This is a genomic window from Halomonas sp. A020 (assembly GCF_027943625.1).
In the GTDB taxonomy this organism is placed as follows: domain Bacteria; phylum Pseudomonadota; class Gammaproteobacteria; order Pseudomonadales; family Halomonadaceae; genus Vreelandella; species Vreelandella piezotolerans.
Map to the genome: position 1 here is coordinate 2,961,397 of NZ_AP022850.1, position 13,371 is coordinate 2,974,767.

Annotated in this window: 14 protein-coding genes and 2 tRNA genes; 11 read left to right on the forward strand and 5 right to left on the reverse strand. The window is 56.0% G+C overall.

The genetic code is table 11. The features are described 5' to 3' along the window. Window positions 1-316 precede the first annotated feature (316 nt). Window positions 317-1,693, forward strand: a complete 1,377-nt coding sequence (locus FRH_RS13790) for a class II fumarate hydratase (protein WP_139528061.1) — start codon at window positions 317-319, stop codon at window positions 1,691-1,693. Window positions 1,694-1,721: 28 nt separating this feature from the next. Here FRH_RS13790 and FRH_RS13795 read toward each other — a convergent pair whose 3' ends face one another. Beyond that, window positions 1,722-2,792 carry an endonuclease/exonuclease/phosphatase family protein gene (locus tag FRH_RS13795; protein ID WP_139528060.1) on the reverse strand — a complete coding sequence of 357 codons (1,071 nt, stop codon included), beginning with the start codon at window positions 2,790-2,792 and terminating at the stop codon, window positions 1,722-1,724. A gap of 179 nt (window positions 2,793-2,971) precedes the next feature. On the opposite strand from FRH_RS13795, the gene FRH_RS13800 reads away from it, so the two are divergent. Together FRH_RS13800 and FRH_RS13805 are read left to right on the forward strand one after the other, a co-directional pair. After that, a tRNA-Val gene (locus tag FRH_RS13800) sits at window positions 2,972-3,048 on the forward strand. Window positions 3,049-3,072: 24 nt separating this feature from the next. Continuing rightward, a tRNA-Val gene (locus FRH_RS13805) sits at window positions 3,073-3,149 on the forward strand. Window positions 3,150-3,224: 75 nt separating this feature from the next. Here FRH_RS13805 and FRH_RS13810 read toward each other — a convergent pair. From FRH_RS13810 to FRH_RS13825, 4 genes are all read right to left on the reverse strand, one after another. Next, window positions 3,225-3,695 carry a GAF domain-containing protein gene (locus tag FRH_RS13810; RefSeq protein WP_139528059.1) on the reverse strand — a complete coding sequence of 157 codons (471 nt, stop codon included), beginning with the start codon at window positions 3,693-3,695 and terminating at the stop codon, window positions 3,225-3,227. 74 nt (window positions 3,696-3,769) lie between these two features. Further along, window positions 3,770-4,564: a MetQ/NlpA family ABC transporter substrate-binding protein gene (locus tag FRH_RS13815; protein ID WP_281997047.1), complete on the reverse strand. Its 795-nt coding sequence runs from the start codon at window positions 4,562-4,564 to the stop codon at window positions 3,770-3,772. Between the two features lie 113 nt (window positions 4,565-4,677). Continuing rightward, entirely contained in the window at window positions 4,678-5,331 is a 654-nt protein-coding gene (locus FRH_RS13820) for a methionine ABC transporter permease (protein WP_281997048.1), read from the reverse strand. Then, on the reverse strand, window positions 5,312-6,355 hold the full coding sequence (locus FRH_RS13825; protein WP_139528056.1) for a methionine ABC transporter ATP-binding protein: 1,044 nt from the start codon (window positions 6,353-6,355) through the stop codon (window positions 5,312-5,314). The genes FRH_RS13820 and FRH_RS13825 overlap by 20 nt, the downstream gene beginning before the upstream one ends. A gap of 460 nt (window positions 6,356-6,815) precedes the next feature. Between FRH_RS13825 and FRH_RS13830 the strand changes: the two genes are divergently transcribed. The 8 genes from FRH_RS13830 (at window position 6,816) to mobB (ending at window position 13,367) form a co-directional block, all read left to right on the forward strand. Continuing rightward, window positions 6,816-7,445, forward strand: coding sequence for a riboflavin synthase subunit alpha (locus tag FRH_RS13830; RefSeq protein WP_139528055.1), 630 nt, complete (start codon window positions 6,816-6,818; stop codon window positions 7,443-7,445). Window positions 7,446-7,649: 204 nt separating this feature from the next. Next, complete coding sequence (locus FRH_RS13835; protein ID WP_139528054.1) at window positions 7,650-8,948, forward strand: NCS2 family permease; 1,299 nt, start codon at window positions 7,650-7,652, stop codon at window positions 8,946-8,948. Window positions 8,949-8,982: 34 nt separating this feature from the next. Continuing rightward, entirely contained in the window at window positions 8,983-9,528 is a 546-nt protein-coding gene (locus tag FRH_RS13840) for an adenine phosphoribosyltransferase (RefSeq protein WP_139528053.1), read from the forward strand. A gap of 6 nt (window positions 9,529-9,534) precedes the next feature. Further along, complete coding sequence (gene gpt, locus FRH_RS13845) at window positions 9,535-10,014, forward strand: xanthine phosphoribosyltransferase (RefSeq protein ID WP_139528052.1); 480 nt, start codon at window positions 9,535-9,537, stop codon at window positions 10,012-10,014. Between the two features lies 1 nt (window position 10,015). After that, entirely contained in the window at window positions 10,016-10,699 is a 684-nt protein-coding gene (ung, locus tag FRH_RS13850) for a uracil-DNA glycosylase (RefSeq protein WP_139528051.1), read from the forward strand. Window positions 10,700-10,799: 100 nt separating this feature from the next. After that, the gene (gene upp / locus FRH_RS13855; RefSeq protein ID WP_044628300.1) at window positions 10,800-11,429 is read left to right on the forward strand and encodes a uracil phosphoribosyltransferase; all 630 of its coding nucleotides are present in this window, start codon (window positions 10,800-10,802) and stop codon (window positions 11,427-11,429) included. A gap of 173 nt (window positions 11,430-11,602) precedes the next feature. After that, window positions 11,603-12,796 (forward strand): uracil-xanthine permease family protein, encoded by a 1,194-nt coding sequence (locus FRH_RS13860; protein ID WP_239377741.1) that lies wholly within the window; start codon window positions 11,603-11,605, stop codon window positions 12,794-12,796. Window positions 12,797-12,818: 22 nt separating this feature from the next. After that, the gene (mobB, locus tag FRH_RS13865) at window positions 12,819-13,367 is read left to right on the forward strand and encodes a molybdopterin-guanine dinucleotide biosynthesis protein B (protein WP_139528049.1); all 549 of its coding nucleotides are present in this window, start codon (window positions 12,819-12,821) and stop codon (window positions 13,365-13,367) included. Window positions 13,368-13,371: the final 4 nt, after the last annotated feature.

Genomic DNA, 13,371 nt, shown 5'->3' on the forward strand with positions numbered 1-13,371 from the left:
CTCCTATGCCATTACGAGCGTCTGGGGCTGCTAAGCTGAGCCCAGGACGATTCATTGATCAGCGTCGGCGGGTTAGATCGCGCACCGTCACTGATGGGTTATCTTGCATTGCAGCATAGCAAGTGTTTTTGTGCAGTGCAACATCAGAGGCGCAATGAATTTTTGACCGCGCGTGCCGCGCTGATATGGGCAAACGGTTGAACGAACAGTGGGTTTACCAAGAGGGGCTCGAACACTAGTCTAAAAGCTACAGAGAATCGTTATCACATGGCGGTGTGGATAGTCCGTGTCGCCGATGACTCACAAGGAGTGCAACATGGAAACACGTATCGAGCGGGATAGTATGGGCGAGTTGAAGGTTCCAGCCACGGCGCTTTATGGGGCACAAACGCAGCGTGCTATCAATAATTTTCCCGTGTCGGGCACGCCGATGCCGGAGGCCTTCGTTCATGCGGTTGCTCGTATTAAGCTGGCAGCGGCGCGCAGTAATCATCAGTTAGGGTTATTGGATGCCGAGCGTGCCCAGGCGATCGAAAAAGCCGCACAAGCGGTGATCGATGGCCAGCATGATGAGCATTTTCCTATCGACGTTTTCCAAACGGGGTCGGGTACGTCGACCAATATGAATGTGAACGAGGTGTTAGCGACGCTGGCCAGCCGAGAGGGCGTTGACGTCACACCTAACGATCACGTCAATATGGGGCAATCCAGTAACGATGTCATTCCCACGGCGATCCACCTGTCAGCGGCTATCGCGGTGAACGAGTCACTGCGCCCTGCGTTAACCGAACTCAAGGCAACGATCGACCGCCGTGCCAATGAGTTGAGTCATATCGTCAAAACCGGCCGTACCCACTTGATGGACGCCATGCCGCTTCGCATGGATCAAGAGCTAGGCGCGTGGTCTAGCCAAGTGGGTCAAGCCATCGAGCGGTTCGATAGTGCCATGACGCGACTATGCCGCCTTGCCCAGGGTGGCACCGCTGTGGGCACGGGGATCAATGCGCCGGAGGGATTTGCTGACTTGATGGCCAAAGACCTAAGCCAGCAAACAGGTCTCTCATTTGTACCTAACGATAGTTTCTTTGCCAGCTTGGCATCGCAAGATGCCGCGGTAGAGCTTTCCGGTCAGTTGAAGGGGTTGGCATGCGTCGTAATGAAGATCGCCAACGATCTGCGCTGGATGAACTCTGGGCCGCTAGCGGGGCTGGGTGAAATCGAATTGGAAGCATTGCAGCCGGGAAGTTCGATCATGCCCGGCAAGGTCAATCCCGTCATCCCTGAGTCGGCGGCGCAAGCGGCCGCTCAAGTGATTGGATTGGATGCTGCTATTACGGTGGCCGGACAAAGCGGCAATTTTCAGCTCAACGTCATGTTGCCACTCGTGGCCTCGAACCTGTTGACCTCGATTACATTGATGAGCAGTACCGCCACCTTGCTGGGTGAGCGCGCCATCGCCACCTTCACAGTCCGTGAAGACAATCTCCAAGGCCCGCTGGCGCGTAACCCCATCCTCGTCACCGCGCTCAACAGTGTGATTGGCTACAACGCGGCCGCTGCGATTGCCAAAAAGGCTTACCAAGCGGGGAGGCCCATCATCGATGTGGCGGAAGAAGAGACGGAGTTGGATCGAGCTACGTTGGAGCGGCTGCTCGATCCTACGGTACTGACGAAGGGCGGGGTGCCAGAGTAGCGAAGCGCCTTGACGCAGGGCAAGGCGGCTACGTCTTTTGGCGTTCCGTTTTGCCCTTTTGAATGGTCTCGCTGGCTTCTTGGCGCTCCTCTTGACTCGCTTCTGGATTGTCATGCTCATCTTGCCGTGAGGGGCGATAACAGAGCGTCGCGAGGATCGGGAAGTGGTCGGATCCGAAGGCGTCCAAGCGCTGCATACTGTCTAGCGTGAAGTGCTCACTGACGAATACGTGATCTAGTGGCCAGCGCAGAAACGGATAGTTTGCATGAAACGTGCTAAACATTCCTCGCCCGCGGCGCGGGTCGAGCATGCCACTGATCCGGCAAAACCGACGTGTCGTGCGTGACCAAGCGACGTCGTTGAGATCGCCCGCAACGAGCGTAGGCGATGGGTTCTGGTGAATTTCCTTGCCTACCAAGAGTAGCTCGGCGTCTCGCCAAAGCGATTTTTCACTCTCGCTGGGGGCGGGAGGGCGTGGATGCAGCGCATAGAAACGGATCTGATCGCCGCTCGCTAGGGTGACATAGGTATGGATAGAGGGGATGTCATCCTGAATCAACCATTTTACTTCCGTCTCGCTGAGCGTCAGTCGAGAGTACAAGTGCATGCCGTAAAGGTTGTCGAGGGGAATTTTTACGCTGTTTGGCCAGGCTTTTGAGAGAGCAGTATCCAACTGACGCTGCCACCACTGGTCGGATTCCAGCGTCAACACCATATCGGGCTGGTGCTGCTCTATCATGCTGATCAGCTTATCCGCTTGACGGTTTGGTGTGAGCACGTTAGCGATCAGTAACGTGATTTTCTGCTCATCCGGCGCCTTGCGGGTCGATTGAACCTGTACGGGCCAAAGTCGTGTCCAGGGAAAGATGTAGCGCAGTTGGAGCATGCAGGTGAGTAGCGACAACCCTATCGTGGCAGTCTGCCATCGGCTGGGGGGCAAGAGGAGTGCGCCAACGGCGGCGCAGAGCCCAGCGAGCACCGCGATTTGTAGTCGTGGAAACTCGAAACTTCGCACCCACCACCAACGTAGCCTTATTCGCGCGATGAGGGTGGATAATAGTAGTAAACCGGCGATGCATCCTAGCAAAGGCCCTAACAAAACCTATCTCCTTATCCGTAAGCGATCATGATTAATCTATGTGCAGCTTAGCCGGTAGGTTTGATAAGTGTCGATGTAATTTGCGGGAGCGGGTAGGGTAAGGCACTAAAGTAGGCAAAGGCGCAAAAATGACTTGCAATTCAGCCATGAAGCCGTAGAATACGCATCCGTTGCACAGCAGGACCATAGCTCAGTTGGTTAGAGCGCCACGTTGACATCGTGGAGGTCGGCGGTTCAAATCCGCCTGGTCCTACCAAATCTATCCGTGCACTTTTTTTCTAGGACCATAGCTCAGTTGGTTAGAGCGCCACGTTGACATCGTGGAGGTCGGCGGTTCAAATCCGCCTGGTCCTACCAGACAGTCACAAAAAAGCCCTGCTCATCGAGCGGGGCTTTTTTGTGTGCGCCTGTTTTATCGTTTGGCGTCTTGCATCATACGAAGCGAGGAAGGTCTGTTTGCCGTACGAAAGTCGCCACCAGCGCCTCGATGCCCGCCTGATCTTCTTGGCTAAAGCGCGCGTGCTGCGGGCTGTCGATATCCAGTACACCCCATACGACACCATCGCTCACGATAGGAACGACCAGCTCGGAACGTGAATCGGCGTCGCAGGCGATGTGGTCGGCCACCGCGTGTACGTCATCGACACGTTGCGTTGCCTGTTCACGGGCCGCTGCTCCACAAACACCTTTGCTAAATGGAATGGGGTGGCAGGCGGGTTTGCCCTGAAACGGCCCGAGGCACAGCAGTTGCGGTTCGCGCTGCAGATAAAAGCCAACCCAGTTTAGCGTCTCTAGCGCTTGCTGAATGAAAGCGCAGGTTTGGGCGCTGTTGGTCAGCCAGTCGCGAGTGTCTAACAAAGCTTCTAGCTGACGGTTGAGTAGGGTGTAATCGGTGGTCGACATACCATTTCCTTGATGAAAAACGCATCAGGCCAGCCTTTCGGCTGGCCTGATAATGAATCATGAACGGGTGAGAGTTACTCGTCAGTCCAGCCTGGTACCGCCGCACCTTTGAACAGCTCGTCGGCTTTCTCGATCACTTCCTCACGCTGATAGGCGTCGACCAACTGGCGAATTTCTTCGCGATCTTCATCGCCACCGCGAACCGCAATCAGGTTGACGTAGGGAGACTCAGGGCCTTCCTTGATCAGCGCATCGTCCAGGCTCAGGCCAGCCGGCTGGGCGAAGGTGTTGTTGATGAAAGCCATGTCGACATCCGGCAGGACACGGGGCAACTGCGCTGCTTCGATTTCACGGAAGCGGAAGTCGCGCGGATTTTCTGCGATATCGATCGGCGTGGCTTCCAGGAAGGTCGGATCGTTGAGCGTGATCAAACCTTCGTTATGCATCAAAATGAGCGCACGTCCTTCGTTGGAAGGGTCGTTGGGTAGCGCGATTTGGGCACCGTCCGGCAGCTCATCGATGCTGTCGTACTTTTCAGAATACGCGCCGATGGGGTACACGAAGGTGTAACCAGCAATGGCAAAATCGTAGCCACGGTCATTGACCATCGCCTGCATGTAAGGCTCGTGCTGGTAGGCGTTGGCATCCAGGCTGCCATCGGCCAGCGCCGCGTTCGGTGTGACGTAGTCGGTGAACTCGATGATTTCGACGTTCAGGTCGTACTCTTCTTTGGCAATGCGCGCGGCCACTTCCATGACTTCGGTTTCGGGGCCGGCGACGGTGCCCATTTTGATGGTACGGGTTTCCGCATTGGCCACGTTGATGGCCAGAGCCAGTGCGGTCAGGCTACCGATAATGACTTTTTGCATGGCATTACTCCAGTGTCGTTGTGCATCGTGTTGCAATGATGCGGGAATAAGAAACGCAAGTCTAATGCGTTTTTGTTATATTTAGCTATGCCAATGAAAGAGGCTGGCTATGACTATTTACGGTCGCTTTTGCGCACCAAGTAGTCGCCCAGGCTTTGAAACCCTTGTACCAGTACGACTAGGATCACCACGGTGATCAGCATGATCGTGGGGTTGAAGCGGTTGTAGCCGTAGCGAATGCCTAGGTCGCCCAGTCCGCCGCCGCCCACGGCGCCCGCCATGGCCGAGTAACTCACTAAGGTGACCAGCGTGATGGTGAGGCCCGTGATGATGCCGCCGCGCGCTTCAGGGATCAGTACCTTGGTAATGATTTGCCAAGGTGTCGCCCCCATGGATTGCGCAGACTCGATCAGTCCTGGAGAGATCTCATTCAGCGCGCCCTCGATAAGGCGGGCCACGAAGGGAATAGCGGCAATCGTCAGCGGTACCGACGCGGCATTGATGCCGATGGAAGTGCCCACCAACATGCGAGTGAAGGGAATGATGGCGACCATCAAAATGATGAACGGAATCGAACGCCCGATGTTGGTGATGATGCCCAGTGCCTGGTTGAGAATGGGCATCGCCATGATTTGCCGCGGGCGGGTCACGTAAAGCATGACGCCCAACGGCAGGCCCAATAGGGTGGCAATCACACCCGATACGGCCACCATGTAAAGGGTATCCAGCGTGGCCTGTAAAATGAGATCAAACATTGCGCTGGACATGACCAAGTACCTCCACCTGTAGTTGATGCGCTTCTAAATAGGACATGGCTTGCTGGGTTTGCTCATGGCTGCCCAGTAGCTCGGCAATCATTAGGCCCAGCGTGCGGTCTTGTATGGACTCGACTTTGGCCTGCAGGATGCTGACGTCCACGCTGCACTCCCGCGCCAGACGAGAAATGAGCGGTGTGGAAACGGCGTCACCCGAGAACGTTAGCCGCACCACCGGGTGCGTGTGTTCATTAGGGCGCTCTTCCAGGCGCTCCAGTAGCTCTTTCGGGGGGCTGAGTTGTAAGAAGTCGTTCAAAAAGTCGCGACCAAGCTGCGTTGCGGGCGCGGTAAAGAAGTCGCCCACTTCCGCGTCCTCTACCAGCTTGCCATCAGAGATCAGGCTGACCCGGTGGCAGATCGATTTCACCACTTCCATTTCGTGGGTAATGAGCAGGATGGTGATGCCCAGTTGGTGATTGATGTCGCGCAGCAGCTCGAGAATCGAGCTAGTGGTCTGTGGGTCCAGCGCCGAGGTCGCTTCATCGCACAGCAGCACATGCGGTTTGCTGGCAAGGGCGCGGGCAATGGCAACACGCTGTTTCTGGCCGCCGGAGAGCTGGGCGGGGTACTGCTTCGCTTTATCGGCAAGGCCGACCATCTCGAGCAGTGGAAGAACGCGGTTTTTGATCGCGCTGCGCTTTTCACCCATCAGTTCCAAGGGGAGGGCGACATTATCAAAAACGGTGCGTGTGGTGAGTAGGTTGAAGTGTTGAAAAATCATGCCGATACGATGACGAGCATGATTGAGTTCGCTACGGCTCAGCCCGGTCATCTCTTGCCCATCCACGACCACGCTGCCGCTCGTGGGGCGCTCGAGCAGATTGACGCAGCGGATGAGGGTGGATTTGCCAGCGCCGGAAAGGCCAATGACACCGTGAATCGTGCCTTTGGGGATCGTTAAATCGACGTTTTGAAGGGCATGCACGGCACTATCGCCGCTGCCATAAGTTTTACTAACGTTGCTAAGTTCAATCATAGCGTCTGCCTTAATGGTAGGCCGAAGACGGAGTGCGAGGGGGCAAGCGTAGGGCGGGGAACAAAAAAAGGCCACCCTTGCGGGTGGCCATCAACGCTGGACACACCCTTTTAGCTGCACTTCACCCCGCCAAAGGCCAGGTGGACGCCCGCAATCTGGGTACAAATCGGCGTCATTACATTTGCGGCGAAAGTCTAAAGAGCGATGGGGGCGTTGTCAACGGAAAGCGTTCTATTTCATGTTTTTAAGTTTTTAAACAGATCTATTTTCTTTTTTTGGTTGTTTTTTGGGTTTTTATTGCTGTTGAGTAAAGGTATGGCGGGGTGTTAGCAGCAAAAAAAACATGATCGATCAAGCGTGGGTGCTGCCTGGCTGCACAAGGTTGGGTCATTAGTAGTAAGCTTGCGCAAGTTTTTATGGCCTATGCCACCCTGCTCACCTGTAAAGAAAGGAAGGGATCATGTTCACGGGTATCGTTCAAGGTACTGCTGAGATTGTCGAAGTGCGCGAGCTAGAGGAGTTCCGCACCCATGTGGTTGCCTTGCCAGAAGAGCTTAGGAGCGGTTTGGAAATTGGCGCGTCCGTCGCGCATAACGGTGTGTGCCTGACGGTGACGGCCATCGAGGGCGAGCGTGTCAGTTTCGACCTGATGCGAGAAACGCTGCGACTGACCAATCTTGGTGCAATTACCCCGGGGCAATGCGTCAACATAGAGCGTGCGGCCCGCTTCGGTGATGAGATTGGCGGTCACTCCATGTCCGGACACATCATTTGTATGGCGCAGATCGTCGCCATCGAAGAGGCGCCCAATAATCGCCGTATCTGGTTCGCACTACCGGAAAAGGCCGCTAAATTCGTTTTTGAGAAAGGCTACATTGGCGTTGACGGCATCAGCCTCACCGTGGGTGCCGTGCGGCCATCGGCGGATGGGGCGGGGGTCGAGTTCAGTGTTAATCTCATCCCCGAGACACTATCCCGTACGGTATTGGGCAGCCGCTCGATGGGCGATTGGGTCAATATCGAGATCGATCCGCAAACACAGGTCATCGTGGAAACGGTGGAGCGGGTATTGGCGAGCCGGTCCTTTTAGCAATTTGAGGGTATTGCTTTGGGCTTTTGTTGACCGATCGGTTAGCTGATGGCCTAAAGTTTGCTAAACAGTAAGTGAGGGAACGTGCCCTCGATCAACGGCTGCATGTACGGCACTCGCATCACGCGGTGCCTTTCGGTAGTATGTGCGGCTTTTCTCGCACCAAGGGACGCATTCGGCGTAAGCGCGAAGGATAAAAACTACATGAAACTTCTGGACAACTACTTCAAGCTCACAGAGCAGAAGACCAACCTCAAGACGGAAGTGATCGCAGGGGTCACGACGTTCTTAACCATGGCCTACATCATTTTCGTCAACCCGAGCATTCTGTCGGAAGCGGGGATGGATTACGGCGCTGTCTTTGTAGCAACCTGTCTAGCGGCGGCCATCGGCTGTTTCGTGATGGGCCTGTGGGCTAACTACCCCATTGCTCAAGCGCCGGGCATGGGGTTGAACGCCTTCTTCACCTACGGTGTGGTGCTGGGCATGGGGTATACCTGGGAAGCGGCGCTAGGGGCCGTCTTCTTCTCGGGTTTGACGTTCTTCCTGCTGAGTATTTTCAAAATTCGCGAGTGGATCATCAACTCCATTCCGCTCTCGTTGCGCCTGGGGATTGCCGCCGGTATCGGTCTGTTCCTTGCGATGATTGCCCTCAAGAATGCGGGTATCGTGGTCGCTAATCCGGCTACGTTCGTGTCGCTCGGCGACTTGTCAGAGCCAGCGCCGCTGTATGCCTTGCTGGGCTTTTTCGTGATTACTGCCTTGGCCTATTTGCGCGTCACGGGCGCGGTCATGATCGGGATCATCGGGGTGACCGTGCTGGCCATGGTGCTGGGGCATAACCAGTATGGTGGCATCATGTCCATGCCGCCTTCCATTGCGCCGACGTTCATGGCCATGGACCTGATGGGAGCGCTGGATGTCGCCATGCTCAGCGTCATTTTTGCGTTCCTATTCGTCGATTTGTTCGATACGTCCGGCACGCTGGTGGGGGTTGCTCACCGTGGCAAGCTACTGGATGAAAACGGTAAGCTGCCACGTATCGGGCGTGCCATGATGGCCGATAGTACTGCGTCGATGGCCGGTGCCGCGCTGGGTACCTCCACCACCACCAGCTACATCGAATCCACGGCGGGCATCGTCTCCGGTGGGCGTACTGGGTTGACGGCGGTCGTGGTCGGCCTACTGTTTTTGATCAGCCTGTTTTTCGCGCCGCTGGCTGGCTCTATTCCCGCCTATGCGACAGCCGGTGCGCTTCTTTATGTCGCTGTGCTGATGGCGGGAAGCTTGGCGCATGCGAATTGGGAAGATCCCACCGACGCGGCCCCGGTCCTGATCGCGGCGATTGCCATGCCGCTGACCTTCTCCATTGCGGAAGGTATTGCCCTGGGTTTCATCAGCTACGTGGCGATCAAAACGCTGTCGGGCCGCTTCGCGGATCTCAACCCGGCGGTGGTGGTGTTAGCGCTGCTATTTGCAGCAAAGTTTCTATTCATGGGCTAACTGCCCAATCTTTGACTAATCAATGAGAGACGCGATGAGCATCTACGGCGATTACATTAAGTCCGTTATTCGCACGGTTCCTGACTGGCCAGAGCAGGGGGTGAATTTTCGTGATATTACCCCCTTGCTGCAAAACAGCGCTGCTTTTCGTAAGCTGATCGACAGTTTCGTGCACCGCTACCAGGAAATGAATCTGGATGCCATCGCGGCCATCGACGCCCGTGGCTTCATTATTGGTGCACCGCTGGCGTACGAGCTGGGCTGCAGCTTCGTTCCCGTGCGTAAGAAGGGCAAACTGCCGTTCAAAACCATTAGTGAAACCTACACGCTGGAGTATGGCCATTCGGAAGTCGAGCTTCATGCCGATGCGTTTCAGGAAGGGGATCGGATTTTGCTCATGGATGATCTGATCGCGACGGGGGGAACGATGCTGGCAGCGGCTAACTTGATTCAGCGCTGCGGTGGCCACGTCGTGGAGACGGCAACGATTATCGATCTACCCGAATTGGGTGGTTCTCAGAAGATTCGCGATGCGGGCTACAGCGTCTTCGCGGTCTGTTCCTTCAACGAAGACGAGTAACGTCCCATGAGCAGCGAACGCTATCATCAACACTTCACCGTCTCTTGGGACCAAATTCATCGCGACGTGCGCCAGCTCTGCCATCTGCTCATCGAGCGAGACTTCAAAGGCATCGTAGCGATTACCCGTGGCGGCTTGATTCCGGCGGCGCTGATTGCCCGCGAGCTGAACATTCGCCTGATCGATACCGTGTGCATCAAGAGCTACGATCACATGGAGCAGGGCGGGTTGGATATCATGAAAGGGGTCGACCATGATGGCGATGGCTGGCTGTTGGTCGACGATCTCGTCGATACCGGTAAAACGGCCCGTGCCGTGCGTGAAATGTTGCCTAAAGCACATTTTGTCACGATTTACGCCAAACCAGAGGGACGCCCTTTGGTGGATCAATATCTGACAGAAGTGGCTCAACAGTGCTGGATCCAATTCCCTTGGGATATGGGCATTGCCTACGTCGAGCCACTCGCCGATCAAATGAAGAAGTGATATGGCTAACCCGTTACCCGATGATTGGAGCCATTGGCTAGGGCAGGAGTTTCAGGCGGAATATATGTCCGCTTTGAAGGCGTTTTTGGCCGACGAAAAGGCGGCCAAGAAAGTTATCTATCCGCATTCGTCGAATTGGTTTCGTGCCTTTGAATTAACGCCTCTCGCGTCGGTAAAGGTGGTGATTTTGGGTCAAGACCCTTACCACGGGCCTAATCAAGCGCACGGGCTTTGCTTTTCGGTGCAGCCGGGTGTCCCGGTGCCCCCATCGCTTGTCAACATCTACAAGGAGTTGGCGAGTGACGTTGGCTTTACGCCGGTGCAGCACGGTTTTTTGGAGGCGTGGGCCAAGCAGGGGGTATTGCTATTGAACACGGCGCTGACGGTCGAGCAGGGCAATGCCGCGTCGCATCGTGGTAAAGGGTGGGAGCCCTTCACCGATCAAGCTATTGAGACCGTCAGTCGTCATGCCGAGCCCAGCGTATTTCTTCTTTGGGGGAGTCACGCGCGGCAGAAAAAGGCGCTGATCGATACCTCTCGCCATTTGGTGCTGGAATCACCGCATCCTTCCCCGCTGTCGGCGCACCGTGGCTTTTTTGGCAATCGTCATTTTTCCAAAGCTAACCAGTTCTTGGAGGCGCAGGGGCGCTCGCCCATTGATTGGCAATTACCGGAAACCCCTTAACCTCATGGTCAGTTGCGGGTAGAATGTCGCGCAATTTGTAAGCATGTCGATGGTGGCTCAGCAGGCTGCCATCTTGAATCCCCTGCAGTGAGGAAGTCCCATGAGTGTCTACGCCATTAACCATCCGCTTGTTCAACATAAGCTGGGACTAATGCGCGAAGCTGATTTGAGCACTAAAAGCTTTCGTGAACTGGCAGGTGAAGTGGCTAAACTCCTGACCTACGAAGCGACCAAGGGTCTGGAGCTCGAAGATCATGAGATTCAAGGCTGGAACGGTGAGCCTATAGCGACACGTCGCTTGAAAGGCAAAAAGGTGACCATCGTTCCGATTCTGCGGGCAGGCTTAGGTATGTTGGAAGGCGTGACAGACCTTATTCCTAGCGCGCGGGTCAGTGTCGTTGGCCTGTATCGCGATGAAGAGACGCTGCAGCCGGTGCCGTATTTTGCAAAATTCGCCAACGACATCGAAGAGCGTATGGCGATTGTGATCGACCCGATGCTGGCAACCGGTGGTTCGATGGTGGCTACGTTGGACATGCTGCGTGAGCGTGGCTGTGAACACATGAAAGTCATCGTATTGGTGGCTGCCCCTGAAGGGATTAAACGGGTGCAAGATGCGTATCCCGATGTAGAAATTTACACTGCCTCGGTGGATGACCGACTCGATGAGAATGGCTACATCGTCCCCGGCTTGGGAGACGCCGGCGACAAAATTTTCGGAACGCGCTGAGCGCTCCGTCTCGAAACGCCCCTTACGCTTTGCGTTAGGGGCATTTTTTTGCCTCCGTGACTTGGCTATGTACGAACACTATCTGCGCTAGCCGCCATTTCGTACAAAACCTAATAACAGACCCCAGGAGTGGTGTGATGATAACGAGTGCGAGACAAGAGTCTTGGCCAAAAATGTTACTGACCGGCGCGCAGATGCTGTTCGTGGCCTTTGGTGCATTGGTACTGGTTCCGCTATTGACTGGGTTAGATCCCAGCGTGGCGCTGTTTACAGCCGGACTCGGTACGCTGGTCTTTCATGGCGTCACCAAGCAGAGCGTGCCGGTATTTCTGGCCTCCTCGTTTGCCTTCATCGCGCCCATTCAGGGCTCTGTCGCCAGCTTCGGCGTGTCGGCGACGCTGGGTGGGTTGATGGCGGCCGGGTTGGTGTACGTGGTGATTTCTCAGGCGGTACGGCTGAAAGGGACGGCTTGGCTGCACCGGCTGTTGCCCGCCGTGGTGGTCGGTCCCGTCATCATGGTGATTGGTTTGGCGCTCGCCCCGGTCGCCGTCAGCATGGCAACCGGCGAGACCAGCGACTCCATTGGCTACGGCCAAGCGATATTTCTTTCCATGGCAAGTCTGTTGGTGACCCTGGTGCTCGCAGTATTTGGCCGCGGCCTGTTGCGTTTGGTGCCCATCATGGGCGGTATTGCAACGGGCTACGCGCTGGCGCTCATCATGGGAGTGGTTGACTTTACGCCGGTGCGCGATGCGGCTTGGCTGTCGTTACCCAACTTTACGGCGCCTAGTTTCCATTGGGCGGCCATCCTGTTCATGATTCCGGTCGCGATTGCGCCTGCCGTCGAGCATATTGGTGACATGGTGGCGATTGGTTCGGTCACGCGTACCAACTATCTGGAAAAGCCTGGCTTGCATCGCACGCTACTGGGCGATGGTTTGGCCACCACCGTCGCTGCGCTGTTTGGTGGGCCGCCCAACACGACTTACTCAGAAGTCACCGGTGCCGTGACGCTGACCAAGGCCTTCAATCCGATGTACATGGTGGTGGCGGCGGTCATCGCTATCGTTTTGGCCTTTGTCGGCAAGCTTGGTGCGCTACTGCAAACCATCCCTGGGCCAGTCATGGGGGGCATCATGACGCTTCTGTTTGGCTCGATTGCCGTGGTCGGTATGAATACTCTCGTGCGCGCAGGGCAGTCGTTGACGGCGGCGCGTAACTTGGTGGTGGTGTCGCTGATCTTGGTGTTTGGCATCGGCGGTATGCAATTTGGTGGCGGGCAGTTCACGCTACAGGGCGTAAGTTTGGCCGCTCTGGTCGGCATTGCGTTAAACTGGTTGCTACCAGCAGAAAAAGAGGGTGAGTGAGTCGTGACAGACAGGATGCGTTATGAGTGAGGCGCTACGCTGCCCGTTTCCGGTTCTGGGGGTGGCTGCCTGGAGTGGTACCGGTAAAACCACGCTGTTAGAGCAATTGTTGCCGCTTCTGCGCGGCATGGGAGTGTCGGTGGCGGTTATCAAACATGCGCACCATCATTTCGACGTGGACCAGCCGGGTAAGGACAGCTACAGGTTACGCAGCTCGGGGGCAGCGCCCATGTTGATTGCGTCGCGCCATCGCTATGCGCTGATGCAAGAGACGCCGGGGCAAGAGGAGCCCGACTTGGCCCATTTGCTGGCATTAATGGCTCCCCATTCGCCTGATTTGGTAATTGTGGAAGGCTTCAAAGCTTGGCCGATACCTAAGTTGGCGCTCTATCGAGAGGGAATTGGAGACCCGGCGATTCTTTCCGACCCTTGGGTGCAGGCCGCAGCGTTGACCGGCGAGCCTCCTGTGAAGCTTGCGTCTTCGGTCACGCGTTTGGATTTGAATCGCTGTGACGCGATCGCCCGCTGGGTCAGTGACTGGGCCGACCAGCAGCGGCGCAACTTGGCTTGATGAT

Bases quoted from the DNA above. Each gene is read 5' to 3' on its own strand.
- FRH_RS13790 (WP_139528061.1), top strand. From the start codon at position 317: ATGGAAACACGTATCGAGCGGGATAGTATGGGCGAGTTGAAGGTTCCA.
- FRH_RS13810 (WP_139528059.1), bottom strand. From the start codon at position 3,695: ATGTCGACCACCGATTACACCCTACTCAACCGTCAGCTAGAAGCTTTG.
- FRH_RS13815 (WP_281997047.1), bottom strand. From the start codon at position 4,564: ATGCAAAAAGTCATTATCGGTAGCCTGACCGCACTGGCTCTGGCCATC.
- FRH_RS13820 (WP_281997048.1), bottom strand. From the start codon at position 5,331: ATGTCCAGCGCAATGTTTGATCTCATTTTACAGGCCACGCTGGATACC.
- FRH_RS13825 (WP_139528056.1), bottom strand. From the start codon at position 6,355: ATGATTGAACTTAGCAACGTTAGTAAAACTTATGGCAGCGGCGATAGT.
- FRH_RS13830 (WP_139528055.1), top strand. From the start codon at position 6,816: ATGTTCACGGGTATCGTTCAAGGTACTGCTGAGATTGTCGAAGTGCGC.
- FRH_RS13835 (WP_139528054.1), top strand. From the start codon at position 7,650: ATGAAACTTCTGGACAACTACTTCAAGCTCACAGAGCAGAAGACCAAC.
- FRH_RS13840 (WP_139528053.1), top strand. From the start codon at position 8,983: ATGAGCATCTACGGCGATTACATTAAGTCCGTTATTCGCACGGTTCCT.
- gpt (WP_139528052.1), top strand. From the start codon at position 9,535: ATGAGCAGCGAACGCTATCATCAACACTTCACCGTCTCTTGGGACCAA.
- ung (WP_139528051.1), top strand. From the start codon at position 10,016: ATGGCTAACCCGTTACCCGATGATTGGAGCCATTGGCTAGGGCAGGAG.
- upp (WP_044628300.1), top strand. From the start codon at position 10,800: ATGAGTGTCTACGCCATTAACCATCCGCTTGTTCAACATAAGCTGGGA.
- FRH_RS13860 (WP_239377741.1), top strand. From the start codon at position 11,603: ATGTTACTGACCGGCGCGCAGATGCTGTTCGTGGCCTTTGGTGCATTG.
- mobB (WP_139528049.1), top strand. From the start codon at position 12,819: ATGAGTGAGGCGCTACGCTGCCCGTTTCCGGTTCTGGGGGTGGCTGCC.